This window comes from Paraburkholderia sejongensis, from assembly GCF_020880815.1.
Classification (GTDB): domain Bacteria; phylum Pseudomonadota; class Gammaproteobacteria; order Burkholderiales; family Burkholderiaceae; genus Paraburkholderia; species Paraburkholderia sejongensis.
In genome coordinates, this window is record NZ_JAJITD010000004.1 from 353,328 (window position 1) to 373,026 (window position 19,699).

A 19,699-nucleotide genomic window follows, 5' to 3' on the forward strand; every position below is an offset into this window, starting at 1 on the left:
TCAACTACCCATCCCAACCAGCTTCAACACGATCGGATACAGCGACCCGACCAGCAGCAACGCCATCGCCACGTTGAAAACACGCAGCCGCTTCGGATTGGACAGCACCTCGCGCATCGCGGTACCAAAGCCGGCCCACAGGCAGATGCACGGAAAGCCGATCACGTAGAACACCACCGCCATCGCGAGCACGTTGATGCCGAAGCTCTCGCTCAGATGGATCGTGGTTGCGGCCGTCAGCACCATCATCCACGCCTTTGGATTGACCCACTGGAACGCGATCGCCTCATGAAAGCGCATCGGCCGGCGCTCGCCGTTGCGCAGCTTCATCTCGCCCGACGTGCCGATTTTCCACGCCAGATACAGCAGATACGCGACGCTCAGCACTTCGAGCACCGTGTACAGCACCGGGAAATGCACGAACGCCTCGCCGAGTCCGATCCCGACCGACAGCATCAACAACACCATGCCGGCGCTGATCCCGGACAGATGCGGCAGCGTGCGGCGAAAGCCGAAGTTCACGCCCGAGGCAAGCAGCATCGTGTTGTTCGGACCGGGCGTGATCGACGTGACGAGCGCGAACAGGATGCCGGCGGGCAGTGCGCTGAGAGTGATGGAAGACATGGGTGGCTCCGGAATCGGCTGCAATTTGTGAGCAGCTCATTCTATCGATATGGCCCGGTACAGTACCTGTACGGTTTTTGGGATGGTGTCCGGTACGGAATGGCAGAAAGTGTCTGTGGGCGAGGTGGGCGGCGTGCGCGTTGCCGTAGTCTCGGTAGTTAACATATGTTGCAATTATTTTTTTAATGGCAACATATGTAGTCGGCTCGACGAGAAGCCCGCAACCCATCAGCAATCTGCCGCACGTATGGAGAAACCTATGAAAGTGATGAACTGGTCCGCTACTGCCAAGCTCGCCATGCTCGCCGCGTTGACCGCCGCGGCCCCGGCCGCGTTCGCGCAGGACGCGACGCCGACGCTCGCGAAGATTCAGCAAAGCGGCGTGATCGCGATCGGCCATCGCGAGACCTCGGTGCCCTTTTCGTACGTCGATGCGAACAACCAGGTGATCGGCTTCTCGCAGGATCTGTGCAACAAGGTGATCGACGCGGTCAAGGCCAAGACCAAACGCGCCGATCTGAAGGTGCGCTTTATCCCGGTCACCTCGCAAAACCGGATTCCGCTGGTGCAGAACGGCACGGTCGATCTCGAATGCGGTGTGACCACCAATCTCGCGTCGCGGCAGAACCAGGTCGCGTTCGCCGATACGTTCTTTGTCGCGACGACCCGTTTGTTGACCCGCAAGGACTCGGGCATCAAGGATTTTCCCGACCTCGCCGGCAAGACCGTCGTAACGAATCAGGGCACTACGTCCGAGCGCATCCTGCGCAAGATGAACGAGGACAAGAAGATGAACATGCAGATCATCAGCGCGAAGGACTACGGCGAAGGGCGGCTTACGCTCGAAAGCGGCCGCGCGGTCGCGTACATGATGGACGACGTGTTGCTGGCCGGCACCCGCACGCTGACCGCGAAGCCGGCGGACTGGATCATCACCGGTACGCCGCAATCGTCGGAAGCGTACGGCTTCATGCTGCGTCGCAGCGACCCGGAGTTCAAGAAGCTGGTCGACGACACGCTCGCGCAGGTGATGAAGGGCCCCGAGTTGCAACCGATGTACGACAAGTGGTTCATGAAGCCGGTCCCGCCGAAGAACATCAGCTTCGATTTCCCGATGACCGATGCGTTGAAGCAGGTTTATGCAGCGCCGAACGACAAGGCGTTTGAATAACGGCGGTTTTTAGCTGCGGCCCATAGTGGCCGACACCGCGCGGCGGTTTTCACGGAATGGATTTTCTCGCCTGCGCGTTCCGATGCGAAAAAGCCGACACCCTCGCGGGCGCCGGCTTTTTCTAATTTGCGCCGGGAAAGTTCAGCCCGTCTTGCGCACCGGCGCAAAGCGCCGCTTGCCGAGCGCCGGCCGGATCCGCCGGAACCGCTCGCGCTTGTGCTCCTCTTCGAAGTGCGCGAGCGACGGCTTCACCAGATCGCTTCGCGACACGATCCCGACCAGCCGCATGCTATTGCGATCCGCGACCACCGGCAGACGTTCGAGGCCGAGCACCGCGAGACGCGTCGCGACCAGCCGGCAAGGTTCGGACGGCAAAGCGAATGCCGGATTTTGCTGCTGCGCGAATACGTCGGCGAGCGTCATCGACCGCTTGCGTTTGCTGTCGTCCGCGCAAAAGCGTTCGAGCAGACCGCGCTCGGCCACGCCGATTACCGCGCCGTCGCGCACCACCGGATACGCGCGGCGCAGCTGATTCGCGCCGAACAGCGTGTGCAGCGTTTCGCCGACGGTCGTGCCGGCATCGACCGCTTCGACCGACGCGGTCATGACTTCATCGACGAAGTGACGCTCGAGCGGATCGACGCCGTACTCGCGATAGATGTGATAACCGCGCCGCGCGATCTTCTCGGTCATGATCGAGCGGCGCATCGCCACCGCCGAGAAGCCGTGCGCGACCAGCGTCGCGGTCAGCAGCGGCAGCAGCGCATTGGCGTCGTGAGTGAGGCCGAACGCGAACACGATCGCGGTCAGCGGCGCGCCGAGCGTGGCGCCGAGCGTCGCGGCCATGCACACCAGCGGCCACAGCGCCGGCTCGCCGCCCGGCAGCCAGTGCGCGAGCACCGTGCCGAGGCCGGCGCCGAGCATCAGCAGCGGCGCGAGCACGCCGCCCGAGGTGCCCGAGCCGAGCGCGACGACCCACATCACCGCTTTTACGCCGAGCAGCAGCAACGCGACCTGCACTGCGATGTTCTGGTGCAGCAGATCGCCGATCACGTCATAACCGACACCGAGCGCGCGCGGTTCGAGCCAGCCGCCGATACCGACGACGATGCCGCCGAGCGCGGGCCACCACATCCAGTGAACCGGCAGCTTGCCGAACAGATCCTCGACCTTGTACAGCGCGGCCGACAAGCCCGACGCCAACGCGCCCGACAACACCCCCGCGATCATGCACGACAGCAGCGACCAGCCGTCCGGCGCGGCGGTTTGCAACGGGAACAGCGGACCGGTGCCGAAAAAGATTGCCCGCGCGAAGCCGGCGACCGCGCAGGCCACCGCGACCGGCAGGAAACTGCGCGGACGCCATTCGAACAGCAGCAGTTCGACCGCGAGCAGCACGGCCGCGACCGGCGTGCCGAACACCGCGGTCATGCCGGCCGCGGCGCCGGCCACCAGCAGCGTCTTGCGTTCCGCCGAGGTGACTTTCACGCACTGCGCGATCAGCGAGCCGAGCGCGCCGCCGGTCATGATGATCGGGCCTTCCGCGCCGAACGGGCCGCCGCTGCCGATCACGATGCCCGACGACAACGGCTTGAGCACCGCCACTTTCGGCGACATCCTGCTCTTGCCGAACAGGATCGCCTCGATCGCTTCGGGAATGCCGTGGCCGCGAATCTTTTCCGAGCCGAAGCGCGCGATCATTCCGACGATCAGGCCGCCGATCACCGGCACGCCGATGACCCACGGGCCGAGCGTATTGGCGGCGGGCGAGCGTTCGACGAACGACAGCGTGCCGAAGAAAGACAGATTGGTGAACAGATGAATCAGGTTCAGCAGTACGAATGCGGCCAGCGTGCTGACGAGGCCGATGCCGGCGGCCAGCGCGAAAATGCCGGGTAGTCGCGCGTTCGCCGAGAAGTCGCGCTTGTGCGAATCCATGCTCATGTTTACTCGAGATCGATCTGTGGAATCCGGAAAGAGCCTTGCAGCGATCTCAACTCGGCGCGGTGCAATTGCGCCAGCCGTTCGAGCACCCGCTCGCCCGCTTTTTCAAGGTGTACTTCAACCTGGCGCCGGTCGGTTTCGCTGATCTGGCGGCGCACCAGATTGAGCGCCTCGCAGCGCGAGACCAGCGCGACCACGCCGTGATGCTGCGCCTGCAGTCGCTCCGCGAGTTCGCCGACGGTCGCCCAGTCGCGCTCCGGATAGCCCTTGATATGCAGCAGCAACAGATATTGCAGCGGCGTGATGCCCTCGTTCTGCGCGGCCTGCTCGGAGAACCGCTCGAAGCGCCGCATCTGGTAACGAAACTCCGACAACTGCTCGAAGTCGTTTTTATGCAGCTTGCGAGTCCGTACTTTCATGGGTATGCGCCGATCTGAAGAAATCGCGAAAATATATCACAGAATGATGTATTCGAGCGGATTGCCGCCTGGTTGTCGGAGCCGCGTGGTTGGCTCGTGATTTGCTTCGTCTGTACAGGTATTTCCCGCTCACGCGGCGTTACGGGCCTGCGCGACGGTTTGCCGGTGCAGGCCCGAAATCAGATCGACCTGGGTGATCATGCCGACCACGCGCCCGGCCTGATCGAGCACCGGCACGTGGTGGTGGCCGAAGTTCGCGAACATCGGCACCAGCTCGGTGATCGGCGCATTCGCGTTGACGGTGCAGACATCGGTGGTCATTAGCTGGCCGACGTTGCGGGTGCGCAGCGCATCGCCGCGCAGCCAGCCGTCGACGTAATCGAGAATCGGCGTCAGCGCGCCGAAACTTTTGCGCTCGACGAAGTCCGCGCGCGTGATGATGCCGAGCAGCTTCTGTCCGCCGTCGACCACCGGCAGCGCCTTCACGTTGTGTCGCTTGAACAGAACCCACGCGGCGCCGGCGCGCGTGCCCGGCGACACCGATACGACATGACGCGACATCACGTCTTCGCAGCGCAGTTCGTCGAAGCTGCGCGAGAACGCCTGCAATTGGGTTTCGCGCAGCAGCGAATACAGATCGTCGGGATCGATGGTGAGCATTTCGTCGCGACGCTGCAGGACCGCGGTCACGTCGTCGCGCGTGAAACCGACTCGCGCCGCTTCGTCGGCGGCTTCGCCCGGCGTCGCGCGATCCTGGCGGCCCGCATGCGGATAGCGGTGGCCGGTCGCGGCGTGATAGACGAGCGCGCCGAACAGCAGCGCGGCCGACTGGATCAGGATCGGTTCCAGCACGAAGCGATAGCCGAGCGCATGAATGACCGGGCCGCCGAGCACCGCAGTCAGCGCGACCGCGCCCGACGGCGGGTGCACACAGCGCAACGCGAACATCCCGCCGATCGCCAGCGCGACCGCGACTGCGGCCGCGAGCGTCGGATCGCCGATCAGCTTCGCGCAGGTCACGCCGACCGTCGCCGACACCAGATTGCCGCCGATGATCGACCACGGCTGCGCGAGCGGGCTGGCCGGCACCGCGAACAGCAGCACCGCGGAGGCGCCCATCGGTGCGACCAGCAATGGAATGCTGGTGGACGGGCCGAGCAGCAGATACATCAGGCCGCCGGTGAACGCGATGCCGAGCAGCGCGCCGACGCAGGAACGCGCACGTTCGTGCCATTTGACGGTGACTGGTACGGGAACGAAGCTGGCGAGCCAGCCGGAAAGGAGGGAACGGGACAAGATAGGAGAGGGAAGTAGTCGATTATGCCGGGCCCGACATTACCGGGGAAACCCTGGCAACGCGAATACAGTGTGGTCATGATTATATTTCAATGTGATATAAAACGCCGCCGCGCGGCTTCGCGGACCGCGCGACTGTCGTCTCCGCGTGATAGTGCACGGCAGTAGCTGTCGTAGGGTTGGCAGTGCGAAGTCGGTGATGGCGGCGCGGTAAGTAGTACCGGTCAACGTCCGCTCGTGTATATCATTTCGTGACATAAAATAGATCGACTACATATACTCGATGAGTGAACCGAGCCCGCGAAACGGTGCAGGGAGACCCGCCATGTTGAGCTTCAAACGCATTCTTCTCTGTTACGACGGAACCCGCGAAGGACAGCACGCGTTGAAGGACGGTGCGGCGCTCGCGCAGAGTCTGGGCGCCGACGTGCATCTGCTGTCGGTGATCAACAATACGGCGTGGATGCAGGGCGCGGACATCACGGCGGCGGTGCCGGTCGAGTTCATCAACGAATCGGCCAGGGCGTTGCTCGACGAGGGCTTGGAGAAGCTGGCCGCGCGCGGCATTCGGGCGACCGGGCATATCGCGATCGGCGAGCCGCTGGAACAGATTCCGTTGTTTGCCAGTGATCTGAACGTCGATCTGGTGGTGGTCGGCCATCGCCGCAGTCACGGACTCGCGCGCTGGTGGGGCGGCCGGCACGACGGTCTGTTGCTCGATCGCGTGACCTGTAGCGTGCTGGTGACGATGGGCGCGGCAGCGGACGTGCCGAAGACCACGGCAGGCGCGGGCAGCGCGAATGATTTCGCGCAAGCGGCCGAGCATCATTCGTAGCATGTAGAGAGAACGCAGCGGGGAACGCAGCGGCGTTCCGTTGCCTGGCAAACAGGCCGCAAGCACTGCTTCAGTCACGCGTCGTGCCGGAGCCGTTCCGGCAGGATGCGCGTCGTTCAGCTCGCGCCGCCGTCCATGATGCTGACGCCGCCGTCGACGAAGATCGTATTGCCGGTCATGCGCCGCGCGTACGGGGTCGCGAGAAATGCGCAGGTGTAACCGACGTCCATGATGTCGACCAGTTCGCCGATCGGCGCGCGCGCGGCCGCTTCGTTGAGCAGCAGATCGAAGTCCTTCAACCCCGACGCCGCGCGCGTCTTCAGCGGCCCCGGCGAAATCGGATGCACGCGGATGCGCCGCGGCCCCAACTCGTGCGCGAGATAGCGGCACGATGCTTCGAGCGCGGCCTTGACCGGACCCATCAGATCGTAGTTCGGCACGACCCGGTTCGCGCCGAGGTAGCTCATCGCGAACAGCGAACCGCCGTCGGTCATCAGCGGCGCGGCGAGCCGCGCCATGCGGATGAACGAGTGGCACGAAATGTCCATCGCCTGTGCGAAGCCGGCCGCCGAGCTGTTCAGCAGGCCGCCTTGCAGATCCTCTTTCGGTGCGTACGCGATCGAATGGACCGCGACGTCGAGCCGGCCCCAGCGGTCGCGAATCGCGTCGAATACCGCTTCGAGTTCGCCTGGTTTGGAGACGTCGAGCGGCATGACCAGCGATGCGCCGAGTTCTTCGGCAAGCGGCTCGACGTAGGTTTTTGCCTTGTCGTTCAAATAGGTGATCGCGAGTTCGGCGCCCAGTTCGCGGAATGCGCGCGCGCAACCGTAGGCGATCGAATGTTCATTAGCGATGCCGATGATCAGCACCTTGCGTTGTGCAAACGGCTGTGCGGACAGCGGGTCCATGCGGGTCTCTCCAGGCGGGTCGTCGGTCGGGTCGAACAACGTTAGAGCGGCGCGCGTCGGGTGGCGCATGACGCGCGGAAACGGCATCTGCTGCACTGCATCAACCTCGGCAGTGTAGACGCTCGGCAGGCGGCTGACAAACGGGCAGAAGGGGGCGCGAGCGCGAAACACACCGCGCATAAAGGGCAAAATGGGATGGGGTCGGATACGGAGATATCTTGCAGCTTGCGTCTGACGAGACGCGGAACGATGCTTGCTAGCAGGCCTGTTAATTTTTATCGCAGGTTCACACGCATGCCTCGAATCCAGTCTACCTGTCAGCGATGGAGCGCCCGCGCGGTGCAGTTATTGCACGAATTACCACGCGTCCTGGTCGTCGACGACAACGAAAACGCGGCCGAAGCGCTCGCGACCTATTTTTCTTACGAGGGTGTCGACGCGCGCAGCGCGAACGGTTGTGCGGCCGCGTTGCGCTGCGTGCGCAACTGGGTGCCCGACGTGGTGGTGCTCGACATCATGATGCCGGGGCGCGACGGCTACGAAACCGCGAGCGCGCTGCGCCGCTATCTGCCTACCCATAGTCTGGGCATCGTTGCGTTCACGTCGCTCGACGAAGATCACGTGAAGGAAACCGGCCGCGAACGCCACAATTTCGACGGCTACTGCCAGAAAGGCACCGCGCCGAGCGCGTTGCTCGCGATGATCCGGGAATTCTGGCGCAGGTGAGGCGAGGTTGAAAAAACGGCGGCGTGGAGCTTAACTCCACGCCGCCGTCGCCGTGCGTCGGCGCTCTGGCCGCTCGCGGTCAGCTTTTCTGCGCGGCCGCGACGAAGCCGGCTTGAGCACCGAACTGCGCGATCTGTTTGGCGACCGCATCGCCGAGGCGCTTCGCATCGGCCGATACGCCCGCGCGCTTCGATTCCGTCACGCCATGCAAGCCGGCTCCGGCGGCCGCTGCTGTCGCGATGCCACCAGCCGCCGCGCCGACCCCGGCGGTTTCCACCATGCCGGGCATCTTGCCGCTGTCGGCGTGGGCGATGAAGCTCTCCACCACGCGCGGCGCGCCGCCCGCCGGCTGATAGACGATCTGCACCGAACTGCTGACCTCGCTCTTGCCGGCGCCCAGGCCGATCAGCGTGCGGCGGCGGCGATTGCCGGCGTCGATCGATGCAAAACTGCCTTGCACGACGAGCGCGTTCTGATCGGCGGGCAGCGGTGCGTCGAGGCGCACTGCGTTCAGACCGAGCGTCTGCAACCGATGGACGATTTCGTCGGCGACCTGCTCACGAACCTGGGCCGCGTCGTCGGCTCGCTGCTGCGCGGCCGACGATCCCGACAACTGCGTTTTCAGCTTGTGCAGCAGGCCGCTGTTGTCGAGCTGCACCTGTTGCGGATCGGCATCGAATGCGGCCACGTAGATCACCTGCGGATGCAGCGTCGCCTGCGTGCCGGCTGCGGCTGCCGCTGTGGTGGCGGTTGGCGCGGCGACCGGGCTGACATTGCTGACGGCTGCGCTCGCGCAACCGCTGAGCAGCGCGCTGCCGCAGACGAGTGCGATGCACGTGAAACGGATGGCGGTTTTTTTGATGCTGTTCACTGAGGTCGACATGATGATCCTGGGTTCCGGTTCGAAGTAATCGGCCGATGATCGGGCAACCGAGGGATCGTCGATCATCGGCGAAGGGATTCGCACGTGGAGCGGTTTCGATCTCATGCGTCGCTTGTTTCGTAACGCACCGGCAGCGAACGAAGTATCGACGAGTCGGCCGGCGAACTCCATTCAACAATTATTTCGCCCGATGTCATGGTGCCAGGGCGCAGCGCGGGCTGGGCGGCAGCGCATAGGAACCGCAGGAAACGCGGCGTAAAAAAAAGCGCAAGAAGAGCGGAAGAACAGAAGAAGCGCGGCGGCGACCCGCGCGAATAGATCGAACGATCAGTTCAATGCGAGTTTGACGATGCAGACGAGAACGAACACGAGCAGCGCGGCCGCGATGGCGATGTCCAGCGGATAGCGCATACCGTTACCCTGTCCTGACGTTATGGTGCTCCTATCCTAATCGGCTGACGGAAGATGAAAAGCGGCAGTGAAGCGGCAATGTGGGACAGCCAACGAAGTCCGCCAAAGCCATACGGGGCGGGGCTGCGGGAGCGCTTCCAGCAGCCCCGCGCGACTTATTGCGCCTTGCATTCGACACCAGTTCTGCCAGGGTGAGCCCGGTGGCGCAACGCGGCCGGATAGCGCATGATGGCCTATACCAACCCCAAGGAGGATCTCGCATGGACCGACCCGAAGCCGCCAATCCGTTTGGCGATCTCACCAAAATGCTGGAGCAGTTCAAGCTCCCCGGCTTCGACGTGCCCGCCATCATGGAAGCGCGCCGTAAGGACATGGAAGCGCTGGTGCAAGCGAATCAGACCGCCTTTCAGGGGATGCAGGCGCTCGCGCAGAAACAGGCCGACATGCTGCGCTCGACGCTCGGCGAGTTGCAGACGCTGACCACCCAGCTGGCGGCCTCGGGCATCAAGCCGTCGACCAATACCGCCGAGCTGGTTCAGCAAAGCCTGCACAAATCGCTTGCCGATATGCAGCAACTCGCGCAAGCCGCGTATCAGACTCAGGCCGAGTCGTATGCGGTGATCGCGAAGCGGGTCGAAGAAAACGTGCAGGAACTGAAGTCGCTGCTGCAACAGCAGAAGAAATAAGCCGGGAAGTAAATCGCGCGACGCGTTCCGCTCGCCCCGATCCGATGCCGCGGATGGCCACTGTGCGATCCGCGGCATTTTTTTGTTGAGTGGTGGCGGCATTGATGCGCTTCGCTTCGGTCTCCCCGCGAGCCGCGAGCTGTAAGCCCCGCGTAGTCTGACGAATACGCATTTTCAAGGCAATTATTCTGCATCCGCTTACATCGTCCAAACAACGTATTTCGCCGCTCGGCCATGCACGCGCCGCGCCCGAGTGTCGTTCCGGCTGTTCGCTTTAAACATCGAAGAACCGCGAAACACGCGGCAAACCACCGTCCATAAAAGAACTCCGTCGCGATAATCAAACGTGCTCAAACGGCATCGCAAAATGCGTAGGTTTAAATCGACTCGCAAACGATTGCCGCGCGCGATTTCGTCATTAAAGTTTCGGCTCGCCGTTCCGTAGACGCATTCACGCAGCCCAACCGGCGTGAAGGCAACCCGGCTCAGCCGGTCAGGTGTGCGCCCCTTAAGTTTTGCGTTTGTGATCGGCTCGCGGCCGGCACGGGCGTTTCACCTCGAAGGAAATCTCTTGAAACCGATGCTTATCACCCGCATTGCGTGCGCAATGCTCGGGGCGAGCTGCGCGTTGCCGTTCGCCGCGCACGCGACGCTCGGCCAGAACGCCAGCACCGTCGACGCCGATCAGTCGCGTCAGCACGCGCTCGCCCGCGTCGAGACTACGCAGCGCGCGTATTCGGTGCAGCAATTGACGCTGCCGTCGGGCACCGTGGTGCGCGAATACGTCGGCGCGAATGGCGTCGTGTTCGGCGTCGCGTGGGACGGCCCGACATTGCCCGATCTGAAGTCGATGCTCGGCGCGTCCTTCGACGCATACGTCGCCGCCAATGCGAGCCGGCGGGGCGCGCCGCTCGCGATATCGAGCGACGAGCTGGTGGTGTTCTCGGGCGGCCATCTGCGCGCCTTCACCGGTTATGCGTATCTGCCGCGGGCGGTGCCCGCCGGCGTCGACGTCAGCGTCATTCAATAACGGGGCCCGTCATGAGATCCACACTGCGATCCAGATCTTCGTGGCTGAGCGTGCTCGGCGCGGCGCCGCTGGTGGCGTTGACCTTGTTGCTGAGCGCGTGCGGCGGCGGCGGGGGTGGCAACTCCGGTGGCTCCGGCGGCGCGGGCACAACCGCCGGTTCGACCAGTTCGTCGGGCTCGACCGTGACCAACACGTCGCCGACGCCCGAGGCGCTGGCCGCGAACGCGGTGCGCGTGACGGTCGACGCGGGCCTGAGCAACGTGCCGAACATGCCGTTCGTCAGCATCACGATCTGCGCGCCGGGCACCAGCAATTGCCAGACGATCGATCACGTGCTGGTCGATACCGGCTCGTGGGGCGTGCGCATTTTCGCGTCGCAATTGCCCGCGTCGGTGAGCCTGCCGCAGCAGAAGGACGGCGCCGGCAACCTGGTCGCCGAATGCATGCAGTTTTTCGACGGCTATACGTGGGGCGCGGTGAAGCTTGCGGACCTGCAGATCGCCGGCGAAAAAGCCGCGTCGCTGCCGGTTCAGGTGATCGATCCGGGCTACGCGTCGGTACCGGCCGATTGCGCGGCGGTCGGCGCGCCACGCAATACGCCGGCGACGTTGCAGGCGAACGGCATTCTCGGCATCGGTGTGTTCAAGCACGATTGCGGCGCGGCCTGCGCGCAGCAGGCGCTGCCCGCGACCTACTACGGTTGCGCGGGTTCGACCTGCACAGTGATCGCACTCGCCGAAACCTACCAGGTCGCCAATCCGGTGCCGTACTTCACGACCGACAACAATGGCTCGATGCTGAGTCTGCCGACCGTGTCGGGGGGCGCGCCGTCGGTGACCGGGCAACTGGTGTTCGGCATCGGCACGCAGAGCAACAATGCGCTCGGCAATGCGCAGGTGATCGGCGTGAGCGCGTCGAACGGGACGTTCACGACAGTGCAGAACGGCACGACGTACAACCACAGCATTCTCGATAGCGGCTCGACCGGGCTGTTTTTCCAGACCTCGTCGCTGGCCGCCTGTCCGAGTCCGAATAGTGCGTACTACTGCCCATCGTCGACGCAGCAGTTGAGCGCGACGATCGAAGGTCTGAACGGCACGACCAGCGCGGTGAACTTCAGCGTCGGCAACGCGACGTCGATCGCGCAGAGCTATCGCGGCGATGCGGCATTGCCGCTGCTCGCGGGGCCGGCGTTCGTGGCCTCGACGGTGTTCGATTGGGGGCTGCCGTTCTTTTATGGGCGCAATGTTTATGCGGCGATCGAACAGCAGCCGACGCCGGGTGGGACCGGGCCTTATGTCGCGTATTGAGGGGGTGGGGGTGTGTGAAGGGAGCCGGTGCTTGGGTTAAATACCCATTGAGCGCGCTGGAAATTTTGCGAGAAGGAGTGAGGAGCTCCGGGCTATGCCCGCTGCCGATTGGGTCGGTGGCGGGCTTTTTTGTGGTTCTTCGAGATTACTGCGGCTCGCCGATTCAACAATTGTTGACACATAAACCGGCTAAATTTTTTCCCGTTTGAGATTCGTGTCGCGTAGGTCTTCGACCATTCAACCCTTGAGTTATCGGGGCTTCCCGAGCAAGTGATCGGACGAGTCCGACGGTATCTCCCGGTGCGCGACCCGATTATCGAGATTGCTTAATATCCCGAAGATTTTTTGAGATCTAGTCCTTTGGTTTAATCGTTGATTCGTACAACTTGGGAGGACAAAAAATGCCTTGGGTTTTCGGCCACACCAGCAAGAAACTTTATTTTAATGGGACCTTCGTAGACGCAAGAGGATATTCCGGTAACGGCGAGGGAAAAGATCAGCACCACCTGCAACACGTACGCGACAAAGGACCAATCCCCGTCGGCGAGTACGAAATCGGAGCGCCATTCAGGCATGCTCATACTGGACCGTACACCATGCGGCTCACCCCCATTAATGGGACAAATACTTTCGGTCGTAGTGGATTTATGATCCACGGCGATAGCCGCAGCGATCCGGGCAACGCATCAAAAGGATGCATCGTTTTGGCTCCTCTGGTGCGAGAAAAAACTGGAACAGTGGAGACAGACTGTTAAAGGTAGTGCATCCATGAAGCGAGCTTTTGCCTTCACGCTTCTATGCTTTTCCGCGCTATCTATCGCGAAGCCCCCGCCGTGCGAAAGCTGGCCAACCAACATAGCCGACGGTTGGCTCATAGACGCGGGTCTGCTTGATAAGGACAAGCTCGATCATGCGAAAACCAGGGCGGTGCGACTTTCATCGGAAAAGATTGGCAAGGACCGGTTTTATGGCAAGGATCTGTATCGTCAGGTCCATCACATTACCTACTACGAAAAAGGCGGCAAGCAGATAAGCGTGATTACTGTCAACGATGCCGGCTGGGAGGAATGTTCGATGAGTGAGGTTGAGGTGTTCGTCGTTTCTCAACATATGGGGCCGGTCGAATCCCTGATCAAAGGGCTCGATGAGCGCAACAAGAAGCATTGAATTCACGGCCTCGCTTACCCACTCGGCACGCAAGCCCAGCGTGCTCAGCAAATCTTAAGCTTGCATTGCCATACTTCGATCTCTCCGATTCCTGACGTAATTGGCCCTCGGAAAGCCGGGAATCGTTTCAACCGACGCCTCGCGTCGGTTTTTTTTATGCGACTACCGCTGGACGCCGTCGCGCGCAGCACACTTGCTCATAACTGCGCGCTAGCCGCTTCACTCAGGTCTGAGCCGCTTGCCGTTCGCCCGTCGTCGACACTTCCCCCGGACGGCGCAGCATCTTGTCGACTTCGCCCGCGTGCAGTTCTTCGACATGGATCATCTGGCGCGCGAATTCTTCCAACGCGACCGAGCGGTCCGCGACCAGCGCGAGCAGATCGCGATACAGCTGCAAAGCGACGTTTTCCGCCTGCAACGACTCGCGCAGGATCGACCCGATATCGAAGGTGTGCGAGTCGAGCAGCGGGCCGATCGTCAGCGACGGATAGGCGCCCAGCGTCGTGATCCATTCGCCGGCCTGCTGCGCGTGCACCAGCGATTCATCGGCCTGCGCGCGCAGCCACGACTGGATCGGAATCCGGCCGAAGCCGAACACCAGAAAGGAATAGTGGGTGTAGCGGACCACGCCGGCCAGTTCGGATTCGAGAATCCGGTTCAGTACCGCAACCACTTCCTGCTTGTCGATCTCTGCCATTTGACGTCTCCTGTAAGGTCGGCGCGCGCGGCGCTGCGTCGCCGGTATCGCGCGCGGGACGGACCTTGATTAAATGTAGTCCGATCGGCAGATCGCGCAAGGCATCAGATTGGGCATGAATTCGTCGCGCCGGCGCGCGCGTCACTGCGGCTTGATTTCCAGCTCGTTACTCACCGATTGGACGCCGGCCACGCCGTGGGCGACGGCGAGCGCTTCGAGAATCTGTGCCTGCGAATCGACGTATCCGGACAACTGCACGACGCCTCGATAGGTGGCCACGCTGATCGTCGCCGAACGCAGCGCCGGGTCCGCTGCCAGCGCCTGCTTGACCCGGCCGGCGAGCGTCGCGTCATCGGTGGTGGCGACTCTCGGCGGGGCGGATCGCGGTGCGGTCGGGGAGGCGGGCGCGTCGCGTGTGGTCGTCGATTTGCAGCCGGCGCTCGACATCAGCGCAGCCAACGCGAATACCGCGACGATCAGTAAGCGGCTGTTCAGGTACTGCGTGTTTCGCATGTGGGTTATTCCCGACGGGACGATAAGCCCTTAGTGTAAGTGCGAGCGAAGCTCCCGGCGGGTCGCGAACACCGTTTTATGCATTCGAACGCGACGCGGGGCCGGCTCAGGACGCGTCGTCGTTGAACTCGCGTTGCGGTGCGCTGCGCTCTTTGGGGACGGCCTTCTTGTCCTCGTCGGGCTCGGTGGCGAGCGGCGCGGGCGACGCGGCCGCGGCGTCAGGCGCGCTTTTATTGCCCGCCGCCGCGATCACCCGATGCACGAACCGCAGCTTGTCGACCACCGGCGCGGCGAGCGTAAACGGATAACCGTCGGGCATCCCGAGACTGCGATTCAGGCTGTTCAACGCATACGTCAGCGGAAACCAGCGCTTCATCAGATTGCCGAAGCTCGCGTCCTCGACCGGTGTGCGGTCGGTCAGCGTCGGCTCGCTCGGATCGTCGGGCAGCAGCGCGAGTCCGTACGACGTCGACGTATCGAGCACGTCGACGATCAGCAGATAGTGCGCCCACGTTTCCGCCCAATCCTCCCACGGATGCATCGTCGCGTACGCGCTGATGGTCGACGCCTGCCAGTCGGGCGGCGCGCCGTCGCGGTAATACGCATTCAGCGCTTCGCCGTAGTCGGCGCGCTCGTCGCCGAACAGCGCGCGAAACGGCTCGAGCCAGCGCGGGTCATTTTCGATCAACTGGCTGAAGAAGTAGTGGCCGGTCTCGTGGCGAAAGTGCCCAAGCAGCGTGCGATACGGTTCGCCCATCGCTGTGCGCACTTTCTCGCGATGCGCATCGTCGGCTTCGGCGATGTTCAGCGTGATCAGCCCGTTGTCGTGGCCGGTCATCACGCGCGCGCCGTCGCCGCTGTCGGCGAGAAATTCGAACGCGAGACCGTGCTCGGGGTCCGCATCGCGGGAACGAACTTCGAGGCCCAGTTCGGTCAAGGTGTACAGCAGGCGCCGCTTCGCGACTTCGAGCCGGTACCAGTACAGACGGTTCTCCGGCTCGGCCAGGTTTGGAATCGTGCGGGTCAGCTGGCACGCGTGGCACAGCGTGTCGGGCGAGTCGGCGGGGATCATCCAGTTGCAGACGTTTTCGACCGCGTAGTTGTGGCACTGGCGAAACAGCGCGCCGTTCGCGCGCGGATGCAGGCTGCGCCAGCGGCCGTCGCCGGCGTCGTCGAACGCGCTGAGTTCGCGCAGATCGGGCAGGAAGCCGAGCAACGATTCGCAGCGTTCGCAGCGCACGTTTTCATAGAACACCAACTGCGCACAGCGGTTGCAGTGGAAGGTTTTCATCGGGCGGGCCTCGTTAGAACGGTAGTGGCGGAGCGGGCTTGGTCGCAACGCGGGTGCAATCTTCATGCCGCGGTTGCCAGCAGTCACCGCTTTAACGCACAGTACGTGCATGATCGTGCAGCGGCGGTGCGCCGGATTGGTGCATCGCGCGATATCCGCCGCTTCATACAACGCAACCGAAGCACGGCATAGAGCTTGCTTTTTTGGCGGGCTGACCATTTCGTCGAGGAGTCCGGAGTGTCCATACGCGTCGCGCTGCACCACGTCACTCATTACCGCTACGACAGGCTGGTCTCGCTGTCGCCCCAGGTCGTGCGGCTGCGGCCGGCGCCGCATTGCCGGACGCCGATCCTGTCGTACTCGCTGCGGGTCGAGCCGGTGAAGCACTTCATCAACTGGCAGCAGGACGCGTTCGCGAACTATCAGGCCCGGCTGGTGTTCCCCGAGCAGACCCGCGAGTTCAAGGTGACCGTCGATCTGATCGCCGAAATGGCGGTCTACAACCCGTTCGATTTCTTTCTCGAGCCGTCGGCCGAGCAGTTCCCGTTCGACTACGCGCCGGCCCTCGCGCTCGAACTCGCACCGTACCGCGTGAAGCGGCCGATGACGCCGCGCTTCGCCGAATTCGTCGCGAGCATCGACCGCACGCCGGCCGCCACCGCGAATTTTCTGGTCGCGCTGAACCAGCGGCTGCAACAGGAAATCCGTTATCTGATCCGGCTGGAGCCGGGCGTGCAGACGCCGGAGGAAACGCTGGTCAACGCGTCGGGTTCGTGCCGCGATTCGGGCTGGCTGCTGGTCGAGACGTTGCGGCAGCTCGGCTTCGCCGCGCGCTTCGTGTCCGGCTATCTGCTGCAACTCGCGCCGGACCTCAAATCGATCGACGGCCCGAGCGGCACCGAAGTCGACTTCACCGATCTGCACGCGTGGTGCGAGGTGTATCTGCCGGGCGCGGGCTGGATCGGCCTCGATCCGACCTCGGGGCTGCTGGCCGGCGAAGGGCATATTCCGGTCGCCTGCACGCCGGAGCCCGGCAGCGCGGCGCCGATCTCGGGCGCGGTCGACGAATCCGAAGTCGAGTTCGAGCACACGATGTCGATCGAACGGGTGCTGGAAACGCCGCGCGTGACCAAACCGTATAACGACGCGGCGTGGAGCGACGTGCTGACCATGGGCGCGCAGGTGGACCGCGAACTCGGCCAGATGGACGTGCGGCTGACCATGGGCGGCGAGCCGACCTTCGTGTCGGTGCGCGACCGCGACGCCGCCGAGTGGAACACGGACGCGCTCGGCCCCACCAAACGCGGCTATGCGGTCGCGCTGATGGAGCGGCTGCGCGAGCGTTACGGCGCGAACGGCTTTCTGCACATCGGCCAGGGCAAGTGGTATCCGGGCGAGCAACTGCCGCGCTGGGCGATGTCGTTGTATTGGCGCGCCGACGGCGAGCCGTGCTGGCACAACCCGGCCCTGTTCGCCGACGAACGCGAGCCGGGCCGCTACACGGCCGGCGACGCGCAGCGCTTCGTCGCGCATCTGGCCGCGAAGTTGTCGCTCGATCCCGGCTGCATCCAGCCCGGCTATGAAGATACCTGGTACTACTTGTGGCGCGAGCGCCGCCTGCCGGTCAACGTCGATCCGTTCGACGCGCGGCTCGACGACGAACTCGAACGGGTGCGGCTGCGTCGCGTGTTCGACGCGGGGCTCGGCAGTCCGACGGGCTACGTGCTGCCGATCGGCCGCGAGCGCGGCGCGGCGGGCAGCGCGCCGCAATGGATCACCGGCCGCTGGTTCTTCCGCGACGAACGGATGTATCTGATCCCGGGCGATTCGCCGATGGGCTATCGGCTGCCGCTCGATTCGCTGCCGTGGGTATCGAAGACCGACTATCCGTATCAGCACGCGCACGATCCGTTCGCGCCGCAAGAACCGCTGCGCACGGCCGCGCAGTTGCGGGTGCAGTACGACGCAAGGCGCGGCGGCGCGCCGGGGCAGGACCTGGACGCGGACGTGGATGCAGCGAGCGCGGGCGCCGCGAATGGCGCGCTGAAAGCCGACCCACGCCGCGCGGCCGCACTATCGCGCTCGGCCGCGGATTTGCTGAGCGGCATGCCGCACGACAACGTGCTCGCATATTCGCGTCAGCCGCACGGCGATGCGCCGCCGGCGCGCGGCCAGTCGTCGAAAGACACGTTACGCACCGCGGTGTGCGTCGAGGCGCGCGACCCCAAACGCGCGGCCGGCCCGCAAGCGGAAAACGCTTCGTTCGGCAGCGGCCGCACGCTGCTGCACGTATTCATGCCGCCGCTGACCGACCTCGACGATTATCTCGACCTGCTCGCCGCGGTCGAGGCGACGGCCGACGACCTGAAGATGCAGGTCGTGCTCGAAGGCTATCCGCCGCCGCGCGACGCGCGCCTGAAGGTGTTGCAGGTGACGCCCGACCCCGGCGTGATCGAAGTCAATATCCATCCGGCCTCGAACTGGGACGAACTGGTCGATCACACCGAGTATCTGTATGAGTCGGCCTCGCACAGCTATCTGAGCAGCGAAAAGTTCATGCTCGACGGCCGCCACACCGGCACCGGCGGCGGCAATCACTTCGTGCTCGGCGGCGCGACGCCGGCCGATAGTCCGTTCCTGCGCCGTCCCGATCTGCTCGCGAGCCTGATTGCGTACTGGCACAACCATCCGTCGCTGTCCTATCTATTCTCGGGGCTGTTCATCGGTCCGACCAGCCAGGCGCCGCGCATCGACGAAGCGCGCAACGATCAGGTCTACGAACTGGAGATTGCGTTTAGCGAACTGCAACGCCAGCTCGATCTGCTTGGCGGCCGCGATAGCGCAACGCTGCCGCCGTGGCTGATCGACCGCGCGCTGCGCAATATCCTGATCGACGTGACCGGCAACACGCACCGCGCCGAGTTCTGCATCGACAAACTGTATTCGCCCGATGGCCCGACCGGCCGCCTCGGCCTGCTCGAATTGCGCGGCTTCGAAATGCCGCCGCACGCGCGCATGAGCCTCGTGCAGCAACTGCTGCTGCGCGCGCTGGTCGCGCGTTTCTGGCGCACGCCGTACACGCAGCGGCTCACGCGCTGGGGCACCGAGCTGCACGACCGCTTCCTGCTCGGCACCTTCGTCAAGATGGATTTCGACGATGTGCTCAGCGACCTGCACGAAGCCGGTTTCGCGTTCGACGCCGCGTGGTTCGCGCCGCACTTCGAATTCCGCTTCCCGCTGGTCGGCGAGCTGACGCTGAGCGGTGTCGAACTGACGATTCGCAACGCGCTCGAACCGTGGCACGTGATGGGCGAGGAGGGCGCGAGCGGCGGCACGGTGCGCTATGTCGATTCGTCGGTCGAGCGGCTGGAGGTGCGCGCGCTCGGGCTGAACGCCAACCGTCACGTGCTCGCGGTAAACGGCCTGCCGCTGCCGTTGCAGCCGACCGGGCGCGTCAGCGAGTACGTGGCCGGCGTGCGCTTTCGCGCGTGGTCGCAGGCCGCCGCGCTGCATCCGACGATTCGCGTGCACGCGCCGCTCACGTTCGATCTGCTCGACAGCTGGAGCGGCCGTTCGCTCGGCGGATGCCAGTATCATGTCGCTCATCCGGGCGGGCGCAATTACCAGACTTTTCCGGTCAACGCCTACGAGGCGGAAAGCCGGCGGCGCGCGCGCTATTTCGCGTCGGGCCATACGCCGGGGCCGCTCGCGGTCGGCACGCCGCAGCGCAGTCTCGAGTTTCCATTCACGCTCGATCTGCGCCGCAGTTGAAAACAATGAAGCACTGA

At 63.9% G+C, this 19,699-nt stretch carries 18 protein-coding genes; 9 read left to right on the forward strand and 9 right to left on the reverse strand.

Annotated features, from left to right (window positions below):
- A complete protein-coding gene (locus tag LJ656_RS10315) occupies positions 1–624 on the reverse strand; it encodes a LysE family translocator (protein WP_230509279.1) in 624 nt (207 codons plus the stop codon).
- Positions 625–883: 259 nt separating this feature from the next.
- Between LJ656_RS10315 and LJ656_RS10320 the strand changes: the two genes are divergently transcribed.
- Complete coding sequence (locus LJ656_RS10320; protein WP_230509283.1) at positions 884–1,795, forward strand: glutamate/aspartate ABC transporter substrate-binding protein; 912 nt, start codon at positions 884–886, stop codon at positions 1,793–1,795.
- Between the two features lie 141 nt (positions 1,796–1,936).
- Here the strand turns inward: LJ656_RS10320 and LJ656_RS10325 are convergent, their stop codons facing one another.
- The 3 genes from LJ656_RS10325 to LJ656_RS10335 form a co-directional block, all read right to left on the reverse strand.
- Positions 1,937–3,739 (reverse strand): chloride channel protein, encoded by a 1,803-nt coding sequence (locus LJ656_RS10325; RefSeq protein ID WP_230509285.1) that lies wholly within the window; start codon positions 3,737–3,739, stop codon positions 1,937–1,939.
- 2 nt (positions 3,740–3,741) lie between these two features.
- Positions 3,742–4,158 carry a MarR family winged helix-turn-helix transcriptional regulator gene (locus LJ656_RS10330; protein ID WP_230509286.1) on the reverse strand — a complete coding sequence of 139 codons (417 nt, stop codon included), beginning with the start codon at positions 4,156–4,158 and terminating at the stop codon, positions 3,742–3,744.
- Between the two features lie 129 nt (positions 4,159–4,287).
- Positions 4,288–5,454, reverse strand: a complete 1,167-nt coding sequence (locus LJ656_RS10335; protein ID WP_230509288.1) for an HPP family protein — start codon at positions 5,452–5,454, stop codon at positions 4,288–4,290.
- 325 nt (positions 5,455–5,779) lie between these two features.
- On the opposite strand from LJ656_RS10335, the gene LJ656_RS10340 reads away from it, so the two are divergent.
- Positions 5,780–6,289, forward strand: a complete 510-nt coding sequence (locus tag LJ656_RS10340; RefSeq protein WP_230509290.1) for a universal stress protein — start codon at positions 5,780–5,782, stop codon at positions 6,287–6,289.
- 116 nt (positions 6,290–6,405) lie between these two features.
- On the opposite strand, the gene fabI is transcribed toward LJ656_RS10340, so the two are convergent.
- Positions 6,406–7,197: an enoyl-ACP reductase FabI gene (fabI, locus tag LJ656_RS10345; RefSeq protein WP_230509292.1), complete on the reverse strand. Its 792-nt coding sequence runs from the start codon at positions 7,195–7,197 to the stop codon at positions 6,406–6,408.
- 294 nt (positions 7,198–7,491) lie between these two features.
- On the opposite strand from fabI, the gene LJ656_RS10350 reads away from it, so the two are divergent.
- The gene (locus LJ656_RS10350; protein ID WP_230509294.1) at positions 7,492–7,923 is read left to right on the forward strand and encodes a response regulator; all 432 of its coding nucleotides are present in this window, start codon (positions 7,492–7,494) and stop codon (positions 7,921–7,923) included.
- A 79-nt stretch (positions 7,924–8,002) separates the two neighbouring features.
- On the opposite strand, the gene LJ656_RS10355 is transcribed toward LJ656_RS10350, so the two are convergent.
- Positions 8,003–8,806 (reverse strand): DUF4410 domain-containing protein, encoded by an 804-nt coding sequence (locus tag LJ656_RS10355; protein WP_230509295.1) that lies wholly within the window; start codon positions 8,804–8,806, stop codon positions 8,003–8,005.
- 671 nt (positions 8,807–9,477) lie between these two features.
- Between LJ656_RS10355 and phaP the strand changes: the two genes are divergently transcribed.
- From phaP to LJ656_RS10380, 5 genes are all read left to right on the forward strand, one after another.
- Entirely contained in the window at positions 9,478–9,903 is a 426-nt protein-coding gene (phaP, locus tag LJ656_RS10360; RefSeq protein WP_230509297.1) for a phasin family protein, read from the forward strand.
- Between the two features lie 580 nt (positions 9,904–10,483).
- Positions 10,484–10,933, forward strand: a complete 450-nt coding sequence (locus tag LJ656_RS10365) for a DUF2844 domain-containing protein (RefSeq protein WP_230509427.1) — start codon at positions 10,484–10,486, stop codon at positions 10,931–10,933.
- A gap of 11 nt (positions 10,934–10,944) precedes the next feature.
- On the forward strand, positions 10,945–12,243 hold the full coding sequence (locus tag LJ656_RS10370) for a DUF3443 domain-containing protein (RefSeq protein ID WP_230509299.1): 1,299 nt from the start codon (positions 10,945–10,947) through the stop codon (positions 12,241–12,243).
- 401 nt (positions 12,244–12,644) lie between these two features.
- Positions 12,645–12,998 carry a tlde1 domain-containing protein gene (locus LJ656_RS10375; RefSeq protein ID WP_230509301.1) on the forward strand — a complete coding sequence of 118 codons (354 nt, stop codon included), beginning with the start codon at positions 12,645–12,647 and terminating at the stop codon, positions 12,996–12,998.
- A gap of 13 nt (positions 12,999–13,011) precedes the next feature.
- Positions 13,012–13,410, forward strand: coding sequence for a hypothetical protein (locus tag LJ656_RS10380; protein WP_230509303.1), 399 nt, complete (start codon positions 13,012–13,014; stop codon positions 13,408–13,410).
- Between the two features lie 223 nt (positions 13,411–13,633).
- On the opposite strand, the gene LJ656_RS10385 is transcribed toward LJ656_RS10380, so the two are convergent.
- The 3 genes from LJ656_RS10385 to LJ656_RS10395 all read right to left on the reverse strand — a co-directional run bounded on the left by LJ656_RS10385 (position 13,634) and on the right by LJ656_RS10395 (position 15,911).
- On the reverse strand, positions 13,634–14,107 hold the full coding sequence (locus LJ656_RS10385) for a ferritin-like domain-containing protein (protein WP_230509304.1): 474 nt from the start codon (positions 14,105–14,107) through the stop codon (positions 13,634–13,636).
- 141 nt (positions 14,108–14,248) lie between these two features.
- Positions 14,249–14,620 carry a BON domain-containing protein gene (locus LJ656_RS10390; protein ID WP_230509306.1) on the reverse strand — a complete coding sequence of 124 codons (372 nt, stop codon included), beginning with the start codon at positions 14,618–14,620 and terminating at the stop codon, positions 14,249–14,251.
- Positions 14,621–14,726: 106 nt separating this feature from the next.
- Complete coding sequence (locus LJ656_RS10395) at positions 14,727–15,911, reverse strand: zinc-binding metallopeptidase family protein (RefSeq protein WP_230509308.1); 1,185 nt, start codon at positions 15,909–15,911, stop codon at positions 14,727–14,729.
- A gap of 237 nt (positions 15,912–16,148) precedes the next feature.
- Between LJ656_RS10395 and LJ656_RS10400 the strand changes: the two genes are divergently transcribed.
- Positions 16,149–19,682 carry a transglutaminase family protein gene (locus tag LJ656_RS10400; protein ID WP_230509310.1) on the forward strand — a complete coding sequence of 1,178 codons (3,534 nt, stop codon included), beginning with the start codon at positions 16,149–16,151 and terminating at the stop codon, positions 19,680–19,682.
- Positions 19,683–19,699: the final 17 nt, after the last annotated feature.